Genomic DNA, 19,971 nt, shown 5'->3' on the forward strand with positions numbered 1-19,971 from the left:
ATGGCACCGCTGATCATGACCCGCACCCCCGCCAAGCCCGACTATTTGAAGAAGATCCTGACCGCCAAGGTCTACGACGTGGCCCAGGAAACCGAACTGACCTATGCGCCCGCGTTGTCGGCCCGCACCGGCAATGCCGTCTGGTTCAAGCGCGAGGACACGCAGCCCGTGTTCTCGTTCAAGCTGCGCGGGGCGTACAACAAGATGGCGTCACTGACGGCCGAGGAACTGAAACGCGGCGTGATCGCCGCCTCGGCCGGCAATCACGCCCAAGGCGTGGCCTTGTCCGCGGCCCGGCTGCAGTGCAAGGCCATGATTGCCATGCCCACCACCACGCCGCAGGTGAAGATCGACGCGGTGCGCGAGCGCGGTGGCGAATGGGTGCAGATCGTGCTGCATGGCGATTCGTACAGCGACGCCTACCTGCATGCGGTCGAGCTCGAGAAGAAGCACAAGCTCACGTTCATCCATCCGTTCGACGATCCCGAAGTCATCGCCGGCCAGGGCACCATTGCCATGGAGATCCTGCGCCAGCACCCGGGCCCGATCCACGCAATCTTCGTGGCCATTGGCGGCGGCGGCCTGATTTCGGGCATCGCGGCCTATGTGAAGGCCGTGCGTCCCGAGATCAAGGTGATTGGCGTGCAGACGCTCGACTCCGACGCGATGAAGCGCTCGGTGGACGCCGGCAAGCGCGTGGAACTGAAGGACGTGGGCCTGTTCTCGGACGGTACCGCGGTCAAGCTGGTGGGCAAGGAAACCTTCCGCATCACGCGCGAGCTGGTGGACGAGATCATCCTGGTCGATACCGACGCGATCTGCGCCGGCCTCAAGGATGTGTTCCAGGACACGCGCAGCATCCTGGAGCCGGCCGGCGCACTGGCCGTGGCCGGGCTCAAGGCCTATGCCGAGCGCGAGAAGCTCAAGAACCAGCAACTCGTGGCAATCGCCTGCGGCGCCAACATGAACTTCGACCGCCTGCGCTTCGTAGCCGAGCGCGCCGAAGTGGGCGAGGCGCGCGAAGCGGTCTTCGCCGTGTCGATTCCCGAGGAGCGCGGCAGCTTCAAGCGCTTCTGCGAGCAGGTCGGCACGCGCAGCGTCACCGAATTCAACTACCGTATCGCCGACAAGGGCGTGGCGCATATCTTCGTCGGCCTGCAGATCTCGAGCCGTGCCGAGAACGAGAAGATCGCCGCCAGCTTCCGTCGCCACGGTTTCGATACGCTCGACCTGTCCAACGACGAACTGGCCAAGCAGCATATCCGCTACATGGTGGGCGGCCATTCACCGCTGGCGCATGACGAACTGCTGTATCGCTTCGAATTTCCCGAGCGCCCGGGCGCGCTGATGCGTTTCCTGTCGAGCATGAGCCCGAACTGGAATATCAGCCTGTTCCACTATCGGAACCAGGGCGCGGACACGTCGAACATCCTCGTCGGCATCCAGGTGCCGAAGAACGAGAAGCGCGCATTCCGCACCTTCCTTTCCACGCTCGGTTACGTACACTGGGACGAGACCGACAACCCCGTCTACAAGCTGTTCCTGTCCTGATTCCGACCATGACGCTTCCTGAGCACTCGCCGCTGGGCAAGCCCTCGGCGTACAAGACCGAATACGATCCGACGCTGCTGTTCCCGATTCCGCGCCAGCCCAAGCGCACCGAGATCGGACTGGCCGAAGGCAAGGCACTGCCGTTCTTCGGCGTGGATATCTGGAACGCCTACGAGGTGTCGTGGCTGAACCTCAAGGGCAAGCCGCAGGTGGCACTGGTGACGTTCATCATTCCCGCCGACACGCCGAATATCGTCGAGTCGAAATCGTTCAAGCTGTACCTGAACTCGTTCAACCAGAGCAAGATTGCCTCGGCCGAGGCGGTGCAGCAGTTGCTGCATCACGACCTGTCCGAAGCCACGGGCGGCACGGTACAGGTACGGATCGTGACCGAGTCCGACCTGAGCAAGCAGAAGATGGGGGAACTGGAAGGCCTGCTGCTGGACCGGCTCGATATCGAGACGGACATCTACGAACCCGATCCGACGCTGCTCAAGGCCGCGCAGGAAGAGTCGCCGGTGGAGGAATCGCTGGTGTCGCACCTGCTCAAGTCGAACTGCCTGGTGACCGGCCAGCCCGACTGGGGCAGCGTGCAGATCCGCTACGTGGGTGCGCCGATCGACCAGGAAGGATTGCTGAAGTACCTGATCTCGTTCCGCAATCACAACGAGTTCCACGAGCAATGCGTGGAGCGGATCTTCACCGACGTGCTGCGCATGTGCAAGCCCGTGAAGCTGGCCGTCTACGCGCGCTATACGCGGCGCGGCGGGCTCGATATCAATCCGTTCCGCACCAACTTCAATACGCCGTGGCCCGATAACCGCAGGAACGCACGGCAGTAGAGTCTGGCGCCCCTCACCCGCACGCGGGAATCAAAACTCCGCGTGCGCCCGAATCCCGATGAACTTCGCCGGGCCGCGATCACGGTTGTAGCCGGGATTGCGCACGTACTGGAAGTCCGGGCTCAGGCTCAGCGTCTTCCACACCGCAATGCTGTAGTAGATCTCGAAGACCTGCTCGGGACCATAGCGCAGCGCCCCATCGCCAAGGAATGCGCCGAGGCCGCCAGCGGCCAGATAATTGCGGTGCGCCGAGCCCAGCATGTTCACCGCCACGGCCAGACCCACTTCATCGTTGGGCCGCCCCCACGACGCGCCCTTCAGCGTGCCACCGCCTGATACCTGCCGCCCGATTTCCGTGAAGGCATAGGTTTCGGTCTTGTCGTCGGACCAGTTGGCGCGCAGGAACACACCCGCGTCGTTGGCCACTTCCTGCACGAAGGCAAGGCCCACGCCCATCTTGCTGTGTTCACGCCGGACGTCGCCCACATCGGGTGTTACGCCATTGGCCTGCCCGAATGCGATGGCATCATTGAACGCACCCATCTTGGCCTTGTTGCGCCATAGCAGCAGCCGCGCCTGACCCGGCCGGCCCGCAATCGCGTAGCGCTTCTCGAGCTCCAGCATCTGGCCATAGTGTTCGAACAGCCGCGTGTCGAGCTCGCGCCCGTTCGACTCGATCGGCTGCAGGAAATGGCCGATGCGCGCCGACCAGCCATCGCCGATGTATTCGAGCGCCGCGCCCCAGTTATAGCCACGCGAATCGGCTGGATAGTCCCATGAACCATGCGTCATGAACGACCAGTTCATGAACTGGGTACGCGGGTCCGATCCATACGGATTCTGGTCGAATACATCGATCACGCCGAAGTTGCCGGCGGTCAGCACCACGCGCTGCTTGTCGACGGTGCGTGCGAACGAATTGAAATCGGCTTCGATCTTTTCGTCGCCACCGCCCATGCCCCAGTACTGCCGGACGAACGCACGCGCACGATAGAACTTCGGGCTCGTGCTGGCGGTCTTGGCGAGCTCGCCGTTGGACAGGCCACCCATGCCATGCAAGTTCGAGAACGGCACGCCCTGCGCGACCTCGGGATTGAAATGGAATTCGGCGCCCTGCCACAACCGCAACCCGAGATCGAGCGTACCCGTGAACGAGTAGCTCTTGGCACGCTCGGCCGTCAGGCTGTTTTCGCCCGAGTAGGCCGCACCGAACGACGGCTTGCGTTGCCAGATATAGGTGGTCTGGCCGTGGACCGCGAACGGGCTCTCGGTGTCGGGCTCGGCCGGTTGGGCTACGGCGTCCTGCCCATGCGCGGCCCACGGCAATGCCGTACTGCCGGCCAGCATCACAGCGGCAAGGCGTCGGACAAAGCGCGGGCGCAGCCGCGCCAAAGCGGCCGGAAGACAGAAACGCAGCATAGGAAAAACCAGAGAAGGCGGATGGGCGACGCGCGACGAGCGCACATCCTGTGGACTGGCGCGAAGCATAGCCAACCGCGTATGACATGTCTACCGACATTTGCTGCATCGCAACATTCTAAGAATGTGCCGCAACTTCGACGTTGTAACGGACCTTGAATTAATTAATTCGAAAATTAATATTGGGCAGAGCAAGTCGAGTCTCTTGAATGATGAATGCCGATGCCGACCAAAACCTCGCCCTCCGATCCCTCGTCCGATCCGCCGCGGCGCCCAGGGCGCCCCACCGCGCAAGCCACCGATGCGGGCCAGCGTGACCGACTGGTCGATGCCGCGGTGAACCTCTTCGCCAGCCACGGCGTAGCAGCCACCTCGACCAAGGCCATCGCCGCCGCGGCCGGCGTCACGCCGGCGCTGGTGCACTACTACTTTCGCGACCGCGAAGCCCTGCTCGACACCGTATTCAACGAACGGCTGCAGCCCCTGATCGAACAGGTGTTCGGCACGCTCCAGGCTGAATCGACCGATCCGGTGGCATTGATCCAGACGCTGGCTGCGCAGTTGATCCGCACCGCTGCGGCCACGCCCTGGTTCCCGGGACTGTGGATCCGCGAAATCGTCGGTGCCGAGGGGCAGTTGCGCGAACGCCTGCTGCAACGCGTGGCCTTGCAGCGCGCGCAGTTCATCGCGGGGCCCCTTGCCGCTGCGCACGCCAAGGGGCAACTGAACCCGGGGCTGGAGCCCGCACTGGTCATGGTGTCGCTGATCGGCCTGACCTTGTTGCCGCTGGCCACCACGCATATCTGGCGCGCCCTGCCCGGTGCCGCCGACATCGACACCGAAAAACTGGTGAGCCACGTGGTCGCCCTGCTTGGCCACGGCCTGTCCGTACCCACTACCCCTTGAAACACGGAGCCCGTATGCCGTTCCCCTGCCCTGTTCGCGCCTGGCCCGTGCTGGTACTGGCCGTCACGCTCGCCGCCTGCGGCAACGACAAGCCGGCCACCTGGCAAGGCTATATCGAAGGCGAATTCGTTGCCGTGGCCTCCCCGTTCGCGGGCCGGCTGGAAAAACTGTCGGTCGAGCGCGGCCAGCAGGTCGACAACGGTGCGTCACTGTTCATCCTCGAAGCGGACGATGAACGCGCCGCGCGCCAGCAGGCGGCCGAGCAGGTCCGCGTGGCCGAGGCCCAGTTCGCCGATATCCAGACCGGCAAGCGTCCCGTGGAAGTGGCCGTGAACCAGGCGCAACTGGTGCAGGCGCAGGCGCAAGCCGTACGCAGCGCCGCGCAACGCAAGCGCGATGAGGCCCAGTTCGATATCGGCGGTATCTCGAAGGCCCAGCTCGACGAAAGCCGCGCCACCGCCGAAGCCGATGCCGCGCGCGTGCATGAACTGAAGCGCGATATCGATGTCGCGCGCCTGCCGGGCCGCAAGGATCAACTGGCCGCGCAAGGCGCGCAGGTCGATGCCGCGCGTGCCGCGCTGGCACAGGCCGAATGGAAGCTGTCGCGCAAATCGGTCAATGCCACGGTATCGGGGCTGGTCTACGACGTACCGTTCCGTCCCGGCGAATGGGTGCCCGCCGGCAGCGCCGTGGTACGCATGCTGCCGCCCGGCAACGTCAAGGTGCGCTTCTACGTGCCCGAGGCCGTGGTCGGCTCGCTGAAGAACGGCCAGTCGATCCTTATCCGTTGCGATGGCTGCGCAGCGCCAGTGGCGGCAAAGATCACCTATGTATCGAACGAAGCGGAGTTCACGCCACCGGTCATCTACAGCAACGAAACGCGCCGCAAGCTGGTGTTCCTGATCGAGGCACGCCCGAGCACCGAAGATGCGCCAAAGCTGCGGCCCGGGCAACCGGTGGAGGTATCGCAATCATGAGCGAACAGCCTCGCAATGGCGAACTGGTGATCGACGTGCACGATCTGAACAAGCACTTCGGCGACAAGCACGTGGTCAACAACCTGACCATGCAGGTGGCGCGCGGCGAGATCTTTGGCTTCCTGGGCCCGAACGGCAGCGGCAAGACCACCTCGATCCGCATGATGTGCGGACTGCTGACACCTGATTCCGGCTCTGGCACCTGCCTCGGTTTCGACATCCTCAAGCAGGCCGCCGAGATCAAGCGCAACGTCGGCTACATGACGCAACGCTTCTCGTACTGGGAAGACCTGTCGATTCGCGAGAACCTCGACTTCGTGGCCCGCGTCTACGATATGCCCAACCGCCGCGAGGTCGTCGACCGTGCGCTGGAAGACCTCGGTCTGCAATCGCGCGCCGAGCAACTGGCCGGTTCGTTGTCCGGCGGATGGAAGCAGCGCCTGGCGCTGGCCGCATGCCTGCTACACGAGCCGCAGTTGCTGCTGCTCGATGAACCGACCGCCGGTGTCGACCCCAAAGCGCGCCGCGATTTCTGGGAGCAGTTGCACCAGTTGGCCGCGCGCGGCATCTCGGTACTGGTCAGCACGCATTACATGGATGAAGCCGAGCGCTGCCACAAGCTCGCGTATATCGCGTATGGCAAGCTGCTGGCGCAAGGCACGTCGGACGAAGTGGTGGCCAGCCAGCACCTGAGCACGTGGAGCGTGGAAGGCGACAACCTGGCCGAACTGTCGGCGCAACTGCAGGGCAAGCCCGGCGTCGACCAGACCGTGGCATTCGGCACCGCGTTGCATGTGACCGGCAAGGATGGGACACAGCTCGAACAAACGCTCAGGCAGTATGCCGGCGCAAACCATCGCCTCGTCGAGACGCAGACAAGTCTCGAAGACGTGTTCATCCACATGATGGGCGGCGCACAGGACAATATGGCCGCCGCGCCTGCCAGAAAGCCTTTGCATCGCGGCAAGGAGGCCTCATGAACGCCGCGCGCCAGATTGCCCGCCTGCACAAGTCGTTCTCGGTGCAGCGCTGGTGGAGCATCGTGCTGAAGGAATTCCTGCAGTTGCGCCGCGACCGCATCACGTTCGGCATGATCGTGGGGCTGCCCATCGTGCAGTTGCTGTTGTTCGGCTTTGCGATCAACAGTGACCCGCGCCATATGCCTACGGCCGTAATCGTCGCCGAACATAGCGACTTCTCGCGGACCTTTATCGCGGCATTGGAGAACACCACCTATTTCAGGATCGTGCGCACGATGCCCGATGAGGCCGCGGGCCGTGAAGCTCTGCTGCGCGGCGATGTGCAGTTCGTGGTGAACATCCCCACCGATTTCTCGCGCAAGCTGCTGCACGGCGACCGGCCTTCGATCCTGGTGGAAGCCGACGCCACCGACCCGTCCGCCACCGGCCCGGCCATCGGCGCACTGGCGCAATTGCCCGATACCGTCGCGCGCATCGACCTCAAGGGTGCGCTCGCGCCACTGGCCGGCGGAAAGTCCGCGTTCGACGTCAATGTTCAGCGCCTGTACAACCCCGAAGGCATCACGCAGTACAACATCGTGCCGGGCCTGATGGGCGTGATCCTGACCATGACAATGGTGATGATGACGGGCCTGGCCATGACGCGCGAACGCGAGCGCGGCACCATGGAAAACCTGCTGGCCACACCGGTGCAGCCCATCGAGGTGATCTCGGGCAAGATCGTGCCGTACATCTTTATCGGACTGGTCCAGGCCACGATCATCGTGCTGGCCGCGCACTTTGTGTTCGCAGTGCCGTTCCTCGGTTCGGTGGTGGCGGTGTACATGGCCGCGTTGCTGTTTATCGCCGCCAACCTGACCGTGGGCATCACGTTGTCGTCACTGGCCAGCAACCAGCTGCAGGCGGTGCAACTGACGTTCTTCTATTTCCTGCCCAATATCCTGCTGTCCGGCTTCATGTTCCCGTTCGCAGGCATGCCCACCTGGGCCCAATGGATCGGCAATGTGCTGCCGATGACTTACTTCAACCGGATGGTCCGCGGCATCATGCTCAAGGGCAGTGGCTGGACCGAGCTGTGGCCCAATGTCTGGCCCGTGGCGCTGTTCACGGTGATCGTCATGACCATTGCCGTGCGCTTCTACAAGCGCACGCTGGACTGAACCGGAACACCATCATGCGTACCTTGCCTACCCTGCTCGCCTCGATCGTTATGCTGCTGGTGGCCGGCTGCACAGTCGGTCCCGACTTTCGCGTACCGGATGCGCCCACCGATGCCCGGTACACCGCCGGCCCGCAACCGGTGCAAATGACGGCGAACGGATATCCCACGCAGGCACTGGAAGTCGCCGACATTCCCGCGCAGTGGTGGACGCTGTTCCGCAACCCGCAGCTCGACGAGACCATCCGCGTCGCGCTGGCCTCCAGTCCGACACTGACACAGGCCCGCGCCCGGCTGCGTGAAGCGCAGGAGAACCTGGCCTCGCGCACTGGCGCCACACAGTTTCCGCAGGTCGATGCCAAGCTCAGTGCCACGCGCCAGCAGGTTGACCTGACCTCGGTCGGCATCACGCAGTTTCCAAGCCCCGGTCCGTTCACGCTCTACAACGCCAGCGTGCAGGTGTCATATGCACTCGACCTGTTTGGCGGACAACGGCGCGAACTCGAAGGACTGCAAGCCGCCGTCGACTATCAGCGTTACGAACTCGAAGCCGCACGGCTGTCGCTGGCCGCAAACGTGGCCACGGCCGCGATCCGCGAAGCAGGCCTGCGCGCGCAGCTGGCCGATACCGTGGCGATCGCGGCGGCGCAGCAGCGCCAGCTCGGCATCATGCAGGAGCGGCTCAAGCTGGGCGGCGTGGCGCGCGTGGACGTGCAGCGCCAGCAGTCGGAACTCGCGCAAACGCAGGCGTTGGTGCCGGGGCTGTCACAGCAGCTCGATGCCACGCGCCATCAGCTGGCCGTCTACACCGGGCAGACACCATCGAGCGCGCAACTGCCGGAGTTCCGGCTCGAAGACCTGCAGCTCCCCGAGACCTTGCCCGTCAGCCTGCCGTCGGAACTGGCGCGCCGCCGCCCCGATATCCGCGCCGCGGAAGCGCTGCTGCATCAGGCCTCGGCCAACATCGGCGTGGCCACGGCGAACCTCTATCCGCAGATCACGCTGACCGCAAGCGGCGGCACCCAGGAATTGCGCGCACGCGACCTGTTCAGCAGTCTCAATGTCTGGAGCCTGGCGGCCGGCGTGGTGCAACCAGTGTTCCATGGCGGCGAGCTGAGAGCGCAGAAGCGCGCCAAGGAAGCGGCGTACGAGCAGTCGTTGGGCGCTTACCAACAAGCCGTTCTGCAGGGCCTGCAGAACGTTGCCGACACACTGCGCGCGCTCGAGGCCGACGCGGGAACGCTGCAGGCGCGCGCCGACAATGCGAAGCAAACGCGCGACACGCTGGCGATCGTTTCGGAGCAATACCGGCTGGGAGGCGTAAGCCAGTTCACCGTAATCGACGCCGAACGCCAGGCACGCCAGGCCACACTGGACCTGGCGCAAGCGCGCGCCACACGTCTCGCGGATTCGGCGGCGCTGATGCAGGCGCTGGGTGGTGGATGGTGGAACGAGGGGACGACGGTGGGGAGTTTGAAGTAGGCGCGTAAGGATCTGGCATACGGTTCAAATGCCGCTGGTGGTCTCCCCTCTCCCGCGCGCGGGAGAGGGGCGGGGGTGAGGGCCGGCGGCTCAAGTTGGGACAAGTCTCGATTTGAACCTCAGCGCCCTCTCCCCCAGCCCCTCTCCCGCGTTGCGGGAGAGGGGAGCGAGCCGTAGGTACTTCATAGGCTACCGCGCCAGAAACGCACTCAACCGTTTTACCCCTTCATCGAGCCGTGCGACATCGCACGCGTAGCACCAACGCACAAATCCTTCACCTTCATCGCCGAACGCGCTGCCGGGTGCCAGACCGAGATGCGCTTCGCGTACCAGCTGCTTGCACAGCGCCAGGCTGTCGCTGGTACCTGCCAGCTTGAAGAACACATACATGGCGCCATCGGGCGCGTGCGCATCGACGCCAGGCAGCGCAATCAATGCATTCACCAGATGATCGCGCGCCGTGCGTAGCCGCTGCACCAGGTCTTGCGTGAACGCCTCGCCTTCCCGCACCGCCACGATGCCGGCTTCCTGCACGAACGATGGCGCGCATGACGTGTTGTATTCGACCAGCTTGCCGAGGTCATCCATCAACGATGCGGGCAGTACCATCCAGCCAAGGCGCCAGCCAGTCATCAGCCATGCCTTGGAAAACGAGTTCACGGCAATCACGCGTTCGTCGCGGCTGGCGATGTCGAGGAACGACGGCGCATTACCGCCTTCGCTGCCGTAGTAAAGCCGCTCATAGACTTCGTCGGCGATGATCCAGATGCCGAGGCGCCGGCAGTGATCGAGCACGATCTGCTGCTGGGCGCGCGGCATGACCCAGCCGGTGGGATTGTTCGGGGAGTTGATCATCACCGCACGCGTGTCCGGCGTCAGCGCCGCGAGCAGCTTGTCGGTATCGAGGGTCCAGCCGTCGGCGCCATAATCGAGCGTGACGGTCTCCACGGTCGCACCAAGGATGCGCGGGATCTCGACCAGGTTGGGCCATAGCGGCGTCACGGCTACCACGCGATCGCCAGGGCCAGTCACCAGTTGCGCGGCCAGCATCAGTGCATTGACGCCGGCACTGGTCACCGCAATGTTCTCGACGCGCGTGCTGCCGTGCAGCCGCGTGACATAGTCGGACAACACCTCACGCAGCGGTGCAATGCCAAGATTGTGCGTGTAGAACGTGGCGCCATTGGCCAATGCCCGCGCCGCGGCATCACGAATGAATTGCGGCGTGACCTGATCCGATTCACCAAACCAGAACGGCAGCACATCGGGCAGGCCGATGCCGGCATTGGCTACCTCGCGGATGCGCGAGGCCCGCAGCGCATGCACGACATCGCGCGCCAGCGGCGCGGCTTCATTGGAGTAAGGCTGGCGGGGCGGGCTGGCGGACATCGGCACTCCTGTGGCGGAATCGGATGAAGCACCTAGCGTACCGGAATCCGGCCCGCCTCGCATGGGCGATTACGCGAAGCGCACCCGCAGTTCGTTGGCGGTCATCGTGGCATAGCCAAGGCCTTGCAACGGCGCACCAACCGCACGCAGCAACGCGGCATTGTCGGGGGCCACGGCACCGTCCGGCAGCGCCATATTGTTCTCGAAGCCAATCCGCGCGTGTCCACCGAGCATCACCGCAGTGGCCGCGCAATCGGCCTCCTGCTTGCCGAATGCGCATACCGCCCATTCGGTGCCAGTCTGGTCGAGTCCCATCTCGTGCCACGCGGCAAGGAACGGCAGCAGGTCCGCAGGCGACGATTTCTGTCCGGCCGAATACCTGCCCAGCACAAACAGCACCCAGTGGCGCCCTTCCGGAATTGCGCCGCTGCCGCGCAGCGCGGCGTAGCGGCGTACATCATTGGCATCGTAGAGAATGTACTGCGCCACCACGTGCTCGCGATGCATCCACTGGAAGAACTCCTCGGCAGCCGGTAGTGCGGCCTCATCTGGAACCAGTTCGCGCACGGCCACCGATGCCGCCTCGGGACGCAGCGCGCGCACCATGGCAATTTGCTGCGCGGGCTCGTAGATACCCACCGCTTCGGTGGTCAACTGCAGCACCAGCTGGTTGCCCACGGCCTGCCGCACCGCGGCGATGGCAGGCTCGTAGTCGGCTGCTTCGAGACTGTGCGTGGCATCGGCCTTGCGCACGTGCAGGTGGATCATCGCCGCGCCGGCGTCGACGCACTCGCGCGCACACTGTGCCAGCTCTTGCGCGGTGATTGGCAGGCGCGCGTGGTCGGCGTGGGTCTTGCGCGCACCGTTCGGCGCCACGGCCAGTGCAAACGGGCGGCGCAACATGTCATTGTTCATCAATCTGCTCCTCAGGCCGGCAGGACCTTGCTCACCGACTGCGCGAAGCGATCGACGATATTGTCGATATCGGCGGGCGAGCAGATGAACGGCGGCGCAAACAGTACGTGATCGCCGTTGATCCCATCTACCGTGCCGCCCATCGGATAGACCAGCAGGCCATGCTCCATGCAGGTGCGCTTGAGCACCGCATGGGTCTTTCTTGCCGGATCGAGCGTGGCCTTGGTAGCACGGTCAGCCACGAACTCCACGCCGACAAACAGACCCCGGCCGCGCACATCGCCAAGGTTGGGATGTGCACCGAGCGCTTCGCGCAGGCGCGCCCGCAATTGTTCTCCACGCGCCAGCACGTTGTCGAGCAAACGGTCATCGGCGATCGTGCGTTGCACGGCCAGCGCCGCCGCACATGCCGTGGCGTGGCCGATATAGGTATGGCCATGCTGGAAGAAACCGCTGCCGCCGACAATCGCGTCATAGATGCGCGCGGTGGACAGCATCGCGCCAATCGGCTGGTAGCCGGCACCAAGGCCCTTGGCAATGGTGACGATATCGGGCACCACGCCATCTTCCTCGCACGCGAACAGATAGCCGGTGCGGCCCATGCCGGACATTACCTCGTCCAGGATCAACAGCACACCATACTTGTCGCACACCGCACGGATGCGCCTGAGATAGTCCCCCACCGGCGGCACCGCGCCAGCCGTGGCACCGACCACGGTCTCGGCCACGAAGCCGGCCACCGAGTCCGGGCCCAGTTCCAGGATCTTGGCTTCGAGTTCGTCGGCGAGCCGTTGCGCATATTGCTCGTCGGTTTCACCGGCGGCCTGATCGCGATACGCGTAGCACGGCGACACGTGATGCGCGGGCACCAGCAGCGGCAGGAAGGGCTCGCGGCGCCATGCGTTGCCACCAATCGCCAGGGCGCCCAGCGTGTTGCCGTGATAGCTCTGGCGACGTGCGATGAAATGCCGGCGCTGTGTCTGCCCGATTTCCACAAAGTACTGGCGTGCCAGCTTCAGCGCGGCCTCCACGGCCTCGGAGCCGCCCGACACGAAGTACACGTGATCGAGATCGCCGGGCGCGGCATCGGCCAGCGTTTGGGCCAGCGTTTCGGATACTTCCGTCGTAAAGAATGACGTATGGGCGTAGGCCAGGCTATCCACCTGCGACTTGATGGCCTCGATCACGCGCGGGTGTCCGTGGCCCAGGCACGACACCGCCGCACCTCCGGAAGCGTCCAGATAGCTGCGGCCGTTGCTGTCGAACAGTTCGATGCCTTTGCCGCCGACAGCAACAGGCAAGGTTTGCTTGGGATTGCGATGGAATACGTGCGTCATGGTGCGATTGCGATAGCGGCGTCAGGGTGCCAAACAGGTGCCAGTATAGGAACAACGACCGCCACGCGCAACAAGTGTTTCATTGAATCTCACCCAAGAAACATACGAATCAACCAACGAAAAGGAACAGGAAAGGGCACCAGCGCGCGACCTGTGCAACAATCGTTGCATTTTCTGCTCGACCCACGCCAGATGTCCGCCGACCACGCCACCCCGCCCCAATCGCTCGATGCGCTGCTCGACCAGTTGCGCGGTGATTTTCCGAACCTGAGCGCCCAGTTCCAGGGCGGCGCGCGCTATCTGCTCGACCATCCGCGTGATATCGCGATCCAGTCGATGCGCAAGGTGGCCGCCAACGCTGGCGTGCAACCGGCCACGCTGGTACGGCTGTCGCAGTCGCTCGGGTTCGAAGGCTGGCAGGGATTGCGGGAGTTGTTCGTGACCGCGGTACGCGAGGGCGGCAGCCAGCCCTATGCACGGCGCGCGCGCAAGGTGGTCAAGGAGAGTGGATCAAGCCGGATGCTGGCGGAAATGATCGAGGTGCAGCACCAGAACCTCGACGCGCTACTGGCCAACAACGCCGACGCGTTGCCGCGCGCGGCCGATCTGCTGGCCGCGGCCCCCACGGTACACGTGGCCGGCTTCCGGTCCTGCTTTCCGATCGCATTCACGTTCCACTACATCTACGGACTGTTTCGCAGTTCGGTTCGCCTGATCCGTGGCGACGCCGGCACACTGGAAATGGAATTGCGGGCGCTCAATGCCAAGGATGCGGTGCTGGTTGCCGGCTTTGTTCCCTACTCGCAGGAAAGCCTGCGCGTAGCCACCGCGGCGCGCGAGGCCGGCTGCAAGGTGATTGCCTTGACCGACAGCACCGTGGCACCGATTGCGCTGGAAGCCGACTGCACGTTGCTGTTCGCCATCGACAGCCCATCGTTCTTTCCGTCGATCACATCCGGGGTGACGATGGTGGAAGCGCTGGTCGAACAGTTGCTGGCGCGCAAGGGCAAGGGCGCAATCCGTGCGCTGGAACAGACCGAAGGCCAGCTCCACCGCACGGGCGCCTATCTGCCCGACAAAGGCCGGTAGCAGATCTTATTCGAAGGCTTCGTCGGAAGGTTGCGCGTAAGCCTTCCTGATCTGTTCGTTCTGCGGCAGGTCGAACGACAGATTCTTGGGCGGCACCGGCTTCTGGAACCATTTGGCGTACAGCGTATTGATCTCGCCGCTGCGCATCAGGCCGCTCATCGCGCCATCCACCACCTGCTTGAAGCCCGGATCGTCCTTGCGCATCATGAAGCCATAGGCTTCGAACGATTGCGGCGTACCCACCACGGCCCAGTCGTCCGGCTTTGGTGCCAGCGTGCGTACGCCCGAGAGCAGCACATCGTCCATCATGAATGCCGCCACACGGCCCGACTGCAGGATCAGGAACGACTCGCCGTAATCCTTGGCGCTCTGGATCGTCATGTTGGCGCCCTTCTCGTCATTGAGCTTGCGCAGGATCCGTTCCGACGTGGTACCGGCGTTGGTCACCACGGTCTTGCCGCTCAAGTCCGCAAAATCGTGGACCGGGCTACCCTTCTTGACCAGCAGTCGCGTACCGGCCACGAAATAGGTGGTCGAGAACGCCACCTGTTGCTGACGCGCCTTCAGGTTGGTGGTCACCCCGCATTCGAGGTCCACCGTACCGTTTTGCACCAGCGACATACGATTCTGCGACGTCACCGGCACCATGCGCGTCTGCAGGCCAGGCGTACCGGTTTCCTTCTTCACGGCATCGATCACGCGATCGCAGATGTCCTGTGCGAAGCCGATCACCTTCTGGTTCGCGTCGTAGTACGAAAACGGAATCGACGACGTACGGTGCCCGATCGAGATCGCGCCGGAAGACTTGATCTTGCTCAGCGTCGGGCTGGCGGCCACATCGACGGCCAGCGCCGAGCCGGCGCCAAACGACACCGCCATCAGCGCGGCGGCACGGATCAAAACGGTCGGGTTCATGGAACACTCCTTTTCAATGAAAGCATCAGCTGTTGCAATGCTAGTCATTGAGCAACAAGTGTTCCATCATGGATAACCATGAAACAAATGGTTTTTCCTCGGGATTTCCCCAAAGTCGGGCATACGGCCGGTGTGTGTCGGGCATATGGCGCCCGGCTTTGGGGATTTGCGGCGGTTCTAGTGCGTCGCCGGGTTGCGCGGCACGCCTTTCCACATGGCCAGTCCACTGCACACCAGCAGGCCGGCCAGCAGGTACAGCGCGTTGTCCATGCTGCCGGTATGGGTCTTGATCTGACCGATCACCCAGGGGCTTACGATGCCGCTGGTGATGCCAATGCTGGAGATAAAGGCAATGCCCGTGGCCGCGGTCTGGGCTGGCAGATGGCTCGGCGGCAGCGCCCAGAAGATCGGCAGCGCGGCAAAGATCAGCACCGAGGCGGCGGAAAGCAACGCCAGCGATATCGCCAGGCTCGGCACATGCAGTGTCAGCGCGATCAGGGCCAGCGCACCGCCCGTGGTGCAGCACAGGAAGTGGCCGTGGCGCTCGCCGAGCCGGTCGGAACGGCGCGCGATCAGGATCAGGCCCACCGCGCCGATCGCATTGGGAATCACCGAATACAGGCTGACCGCCATGACATCGCGAATGCCGAAGTCGCGAATCATCAACGGCATCCAGAATGACAGCGTCAGGGACCCACAGGTCAGTGCGAAGTAGATGAACGCGAACAGGTACACGCGCGGATTGCGCAGTGCCTGGCCCAGTGCCTGCAGCGAATGCGCGTGGCCGCCCTGCCCCCGCGTCTCGGCCGCATGCTGGGCCAGCAGGTAATCCTGTTCGGCTGGCGTCAGCCAGCGCGCCTGACGCGGACCGTCGACCAGGCAGGTGGCTGCAATCAATCCCAGCAGCACCGCCGGCGCACCTTCGATCGCAAACATCCATTGCCAGCCGTGCATGCCAAGCACGCCGGCCATGTCACGCATGATCCAGCCCGATACCAGGCCGCCCAGCACGCCAGCCACGGCCACCCCGGCAAAGAAGATCGCCATCACGGCCGCACGGCGGCGCGCGGGAAACCAGTAGGTCAGGTAGAGCACGATGCCCGGAAAGAAGCCTGCCTCGAACACGCCGAGCATGAAGCGCAACAGATAGAAGTGCGACGGCTGCGAAACCATCATCATGCCGACCGACGCCAGGCCCCACAGCACCATGATGCGGGTAAAGGTACGCCGCGCACCGAAGCGCGCCAGCAGCATGTTGCTTGGCACCTCGCACAGCACATAGCCAACATAGAACACCGCGGCACCGAGGCCATACATGGCATCGCTGAAGCCCAGGTCCTGCTTCATCTGCAATTGGGCAAAGCCGATGTTGATGCGATCGAGGAACGACACCACGTAGCAGATGAACAGGAACGGAATGATGCGCAGCCAGACCTTGCGGTACAGCGCGTCTTCCTGCTGCGTGGGGAAGACGTCTGGCATTGCGTCAGGCAATACGGGGGCGGCGCCCAGGCTCTGGGTGTGCATGGTTGTCTCCGGATGCAGGATTTTCAGGGACGAACTGGCCCCGGGGCGTCTGGTGCGCCCCTGATGTCCAGTCGTCTGGTGGGTGACGAGTAAGGGTGAGAGGTGGTGAAGCCCGGGTTACACGGGGGTGACGTCGGCTGTGGCTTCTGCAGCGGCGTCGCGCGCGAGCCGCATCGCTTCGAGCAGCGTGGCGTGATCGCCGATATGGTTGGCCAGCAGCAAAATCAGTCGTGCATTGACGGCCTGGCTTTCGGCATCGTCAAGATCGCGATGCATGTCGATCAGCGCCTCGTAGAAATCGTCGGGGCGTGCAAGGTTGGGAGCGGTGTCGAGCGGCATGGGCCTGTCTCCTACGTATTACGTGTTCGCGGTTATCAGGCCAGGGCCGGTGTACGCACCGGAGCGGTCGGGTTGATGCCGGGGAATGCTGCGGGCTGGTTGCCGGTAGCGCGTGCCATTGCCTCGGCGATGCGGGCAACGTCGACACTGCGCCAGCGTGCGCAGACATGCTGGTCCGGGCGAATCAGGTAACACGTACCCGCGCGCGCATCGTAGCGTTTCGCGGCAAGCCCCTCGACATCGCGCAACACGGTAGTACCCTGCCATGCCTGCGCGGACGCCGAGATTGCCGCATCGGTGACAAATACGACCCGCAATGGAATGCCACCTTGCTGCAGTCGACGCAATGCTTCATCGGTCTGCGCATCGAGCCCGGCCGGTGCACCAAAGACCAGCGCCACGAATTCGTCGCCCAGATGCGGCAGCAACCAAGGCTTGCCGGTATCGCTGGCCACCGGTGCATCCACGCATACCGTGCCCGGCGTCATCGCACCGTCAAACCCTTCTGCATCAGGCGTATTCAATGGCGATTCATGGAGCACCGCCGGCACCGAGAGCCGGCCGCTATTGACGAGCTGCCGCGCAAACGCATGGTCGCGCGCCAGGGTCAGCACCGCGTCGCGGAAGATGCGGCTCACCGCGCTTTTCGGCGTGATGAAATCGGTGGAGCGGGTCGAGTTGCGGATATTCTCGTCGGCGGCATACTCGCGTTCGCTTGCGTAGGTGTCGAGCAGTTGTTCGGGCGCCTTGCCCTGCAACACATAGGCCAGCTTCCACGCCAGGTTCTCGGCATCCTGTACGCCGCTGTTGGCGCCTCGCGCACCGAATGGCGAAACGCAATGCGCCGCATCGCCCGTGAACAGCACGCGACCATGGCGGAAGCTGTCCATGCGCACACACGCAAACGTATAGACACTGACCCATTCAAGCGAGAACTTTGCATCGGGTCCCAGTAGCGCCTGCACCCGTGGAATCACGCGCTCGGGTGCCTTCTCCGCGGCAGGATCCGCATCCCAGCCCAGCTGGAAGTCGATACGCCAGACATTGTCAGGCTGGCGATGCAGCAACACCGACTGGTTGGGGTGGAATGGTGGATCGAACCAGAACCAGCGCTCGGCCGGGAACGGCGCCTCCATCTTGACGTCGGCAATCAGGAAGCGGTCGCGGAAGGTATGGCCATGGCTTTCCTGTCCCAGCATCTTTCGCAACGGACTGCGCGAACCGTCGGCAGCCACCACGTAGCGGCCACACAGCGTGTAGCAGCCGTCGGGCGTCTCGATCGTCAGTGCCGCATGATCGGCGTGCTGTTCCACCGCCACGGCGCGACTCTTCCAGCGGATCTCGATGTTCGGCATCGCCATGGCCGTTTCGAGCAGGTAGCCTTCAACGTAGTACTGCTGCAGGTTGATGAATGCCGGGCGCTGGTGGCCGGATTCTGGCAGCAGGTCGAACGCGTAGACCTGGCGCTCGCGCAGGAAAATCTTGCCCAGGTGCCAGCGCACCCCCTTGTCGACCATGCGGTCGCCGCAACCGAGCCGATCGAAGATATCGAGCGTGCGTTTGGCGAAGCAGATCGCGCGCGAGCCGGTAGAGAGCGTGCAATCGTCGTCGACCAGTACCACGGGCACGCCATGGCGGGCCAGGTCGATGGCGGTCGACAGGCCAACCGGCCCGGCACCCACCACGATCACGGGATGCGGGGCCTCGGCAACCTGACCCGCCTTTTGCTCGGCACACGCGGTGTATTCGTAAGTCTGCCGCTGATAGTCGATTTCGACTGAGGTACTGCTCATGGTGTCTCCGTCCACTCTATGTTCTGTGGTGTTATTTGCTCCCCTCTCCCGCGTTGCGGGAGAGGAGTTGGGGGAGAGGGCTAGTGGCTCCAATTGCGACCAGGCTCGACTTGAACCGCCTGCCCTCTCCCCCGCCCCTCTCCCGCGTTGCGGGAGAGGGGAGACAACAATCGATCATTTAATCAATCGATCCATCAATCCTGCAGCGCCGCCCACATTTCCTGGTCGCGCTGTGCGGTCCAGATACGCGGATGCGTAATGCCCGATGCTTCGTCGAACGCGCGCGATACGTCGAACGGCAGGCAGTGCTCGTAGATGAAGACGTTGCCGAACTTCGGATCCATCGACTTGCGCGTATGCGCCATAGCGGCCTTCAGGTCCATTTTTTCGCCGAATGCTTCCTTGCCGGCCTGCAGCAGCGTGGATACGAAATCCTTGGTGTAGGCCAGACCCTTGGCGACATCGTCTGGGGTGGTCAGCGCGGGACCGCGACCGGGTACCAGCTTTTCGGGCTGCAATGCGGCCAGCGCATCGAGCGTGGCGGGCCATTGCTCGAGTTGCGCGTCACCGCAGTAGCAGGCGGCGTCGTACTCGACGAGGTCGCCCGAGAACAGCACCTTCTGTTGCGGCAGCCACACCACGGTGTCGCCCTTGGTGTGCCCCGCACCCAGATGGGCAATGCGCACTTCGAGCTTGCCCATGAACAGCGTGATTTCCTTGTCGAAAACCAGGGTCGGCCAGGTCAGGCCCGGCACCGTCTCCACGCCGGCGAACAGGCGTGGAAAGCGTTCGATCTCGGATTTCATGTCGGCCTCGCCGCGCTCCACGATCATCTCGTAGGTGCCACGGCTGGCAATGATCTGCTGCGCGCCTTCGGCAAAGTAGGCCGATGCCCCCAGCACGCGCACCGCGTGATAGTGCGACAGCACCACATACTTGATGGGCTTGTCCGTGACCGAGCGGATCTTCTCGATCAGGTCTTGGGCCATGGCCGGCGTGGCGGTGGTATCGATGATCATCACGCCGTCGTCGCCAATGATGACGCCCGAATTGGGATCACCCTCGGCCGTATAGGCGTATGCGTTTTCGGAAAGCTGGGTGAAGGTGATCTGCTTGGCTTCGAGGTCGGCCTGGGATGCGAATGCTTTTGCCATGTCTGTCTCGTTATGGGAGTGAGGAAGAAACGATGGGGATGTCGGTGTAGGGAATCTTAGAAACGCGAACCTGTTTAGTCAATGACAAATACGATTGCTATTTGCTAAACAGACTGCAAAGCCTTGTTCTCTCGTGGCTGCTGCGGGAAAACCCCAGCACTTTTGACCGGTGGCAAGAGACTGACAGAGCGCAACAC

At 63.6% G+C, this 19,971-nt stretch carries 17 protein-coding genes; 8 read left to right on the forward strand and 9 right to left on the reverse strand.

Annotated elements, in window-relative coordinates:
• Window positions 1–15: 15 nt before the first annotated feature.
• Together ilvA and queF are read left to right on the forward strand one after the other, a co-directional pair.
• Window positions 16–1,551: a threonine ammonia-lyase, biosynthetic gene (gene ilvA / locus ACO550_RS01040; RefSeq protein WP_315594287.1), complete on the forward strand. Its 1,536-nt coding sequence runs from the start codon at window positions 16–18 to the stop codon at window positions 1,549–1,551.
• Between the two features lie 8 nt (window positions 1,552–1,559).
• Window positions 1,560–2,393 carry an NADPH-dependent 7-cyano-7-deazaguanine reductase QueF gene (gene queF / locus ACO550_RS01045; RefSeq protein WP_315594286.1) on the forward strand — a complete coding sequence of 278 codons (834 nt, stop codon included), beginning with the start codon at window positions 1,560–1,562 and terminating at the stop codon, window positions 2,391–2,393.
• A gap of 30 nt (window positions 2,394–2,423) precedes the next feature.
• On the opposite strand, the gene ACO550_RS01050 is transcribed toward queF, so the two are convergent.
• Entirely contained in the window at window positions 2,424–3,812 is a 1,389-nt protein-coding gene (locus ACO550_RS01050) for a carbohydrate porin (RefSeq protein WP_315594285.1), read from the reverse strand.
• A 222-nt stretch (window positions 3,813–4,034) separates the two neighbouring features.
• Here ACO550_RS01050 and ACO550_RS01055 point away from each other — a divergent pair, with 222 nt between their 5' ends.
• The 5 genes from ACO550_RS01055 to ACO550_RS01075 are packed head-to-tail and all read left to right on the forward strand — an operon-like array spanning window position 4,035 to window position 9,316.
• The gene (locus tag ACO550_RS01055) at window positions 4,035–4,718 is read left to right on the forward strand and encodes a TetR family transcriptional regulator (protein WP_315594284.1); all 684 of its coding nucleotides are present in this window, start codon (window positions 4,035–4,037) and stop codon (window positions 4,716–4,718) included.
• A 14-nt stretch (window positions 4,719–4,732) separates the two neighbouring features.
• Complete coding sequence (locus tag ACO550_RS01060; protein ID WP_315594283.1) at window positions 4,733–5,695, forward strand: HlyD family secretion protein; 963 nt, start codon at window positions 4,733–4,735, stop codon at window positions 5,693–5,695.
• Entirely contained in the window at window positions 5,692–6,675 is a 984-nt protein-coding gene (locus tag ACO550_RS01065) for an ATP-binding cassette domain-containing protein (protein ID WP_315594282.1), read from the forward strand. Before ACO550_RS01060 ends, ACO550_RS01065 begins: the two co-directional genes overlap by 4 nt.
• Window positions 6,672–7,835 carry an ABC transporter permease gene (locus tag ACO550_RS01070; RefSeq protein WP_315594281.1) on the forward strand — a complete coding sequence of 388 codons (1,164 nt, stop codon included), beginning with the start codon at window positions 6,672–6,674 and terminating at the stop codon, window positions 7,833–7,835. The genes ACO550_RS01065 and ACO550_RS01070 overlap by 4 nt, the downstream gene beginning before the upstream one ends.
• Window positions 7,836–7,849: 14 nt before the next feature.
• Complete coding sequence (locus ACO550_RS01075; protein ID WP_315594280.1) at window positions 7,850–9,316, forward strand: efflux transporter outer membrane subunit; 1,467 nt, start codon at window positions 7,850–7,852, stop codon at window positions 9,314–9,316.
• A gap of 189 nt (window positions 9,317–9,505) precedes the next feature.
• On the opposite strand, the gene ACO550_RS01080 is transcribed toward ACO550_RS01075, so the two are convergent.
• The 3 genes from ACO550_RS01080 to ACO550_RS01090 all read right to left on the reverse strand — a co-directional run bounded on the left by ACO550_RS01080 (window position 9,506) and on the right by ACO550_RS01090 (window position 12,957).
• Window positions 9,506–10,705, reverse strand: a complete 1,200-nt coding sequence (locus ACO550_RS01080) for a pyridoxal phosphate-dependent aminotransferase (RefSeq protein ID WP_315594279.1) — start codon at window positions 10,703–10,705, stop codon at window positions 9,506–9,508.
• Window positions 10,706–10,774: 69 nt separating this feature from the next.
• Window positions 10,775–11,608, reverse strand: a complete 834-nt coding sequence (locus ACO550_RS01085; RefSeq protein WP_315594346.1) for a 3-keto-5-aminohexanoate cleavage protein — start codon at window positions 11,606–11,608, stop codon at window positions 10,775–10,777.
• Window positions 11,609–11,631: 23 nt separating this feature from the next.
• Complete coding sequence (locus ACO550_RS01090) at window positions 11,632–12,957, reverse strand: aspartate aminotransferase family protein (RefSeq protein ID WP_315594278.1); 1,326 nt, start codon at window positions 12,955–12,957, stop codon at window positions 11,632–11,634.
• A gap of 192 nt (window positions 12,958–13,149) precedes the next feature.
• Between ACO550_RS01090 and ACO550_RS01095 the strand changes: the two genes are divergently transcribed.
• Window positions 13,150–14,046 (forward strand): SIS domain-containing protein, encoded by an 897-nt coding sequence (locus tag ACO550_RS01095; RefSeq protein WP_315594277.1) that lies wholly within the window; start codon window positions 13,150–13,152, stop codon window positions 14,044–14,046.
• A gap of 6 nt (window positions 14,047–14,052) precedes the next feature.
• Here ACO550_RS01095 and ACO550_RS01100 read toward each other — a convergent pair whose 3' ends face one another.
• From ACO550_RS01100 to ACO550_RS01120, 5 genes are all read right to left on the reverse strand, one after another.
• Complete coding sequence (locus ACO550_RS01100; RefSeq protein ID WP_315594345.1) at window positions 14,053–14,925, reverse strand: transporter substrate-binding domain-containing protein; 873 nt, start codon at window positions 14,923–14,925, stop codon at window positions 14,053–14,055.
• Window positions 14,926–15,138: 213 nt separating this feature from the next.
• Complete coding sequence (locus ACO550_RS01105) at window positions 15,139–16,488, reverse strand: MFS transporter (protein WP_485993968.1); 1,350 nt, start codon at window positions 16,486–16,488, stop codon at window positions 15,139–15,141.
• Window positions 16,489–16,605: 117 nt separating this feature from the next.
• Window positions 16,606–16,827 (reverse strand): DUF2783 domain-containing protein, encoded by a 222-nt coding sequence (locus tag ACO550_RS01110; protein ID WP_315594276.1) that lies wholly within the window; start codon window positions 16,825–16,827, stop codon window positions 16,606–16,608.
• Between the two features lie 35 nt (window positions 16,828–16,862).
• On the reverse strand, window positions 16,863–18,620 hold the full coding sequence (locus tag ACO550_RS01115; RefSeq protein WP_315594275.1) for an FAD-dependent oxidoreductase: 1,758 nt from the start codon (window positions 18,618–18,620) through the stop codon (window positions 16,863–16,865).
• A 194-nt stretch (window positions 18,621–18,814) separates the two neighbouring features.
• The gene (locus tag ACO550_RS01120) at window positions 18,815–19,774 is read right to left on the reverse strand and encodes an MBL fold metallo-hydrolase (protein ID WP_315594274.1); all 960 of its coding nucleotides are present in this window, start codon (window positions 19,772–19,774) and stop codon (window positions 18,815–18,817) included.
• Window positions 19,775–19,971: the final 197 nt, after the last annotated feature.

The organism is Cupriavidus sp., from assembly GCF_057315035.1.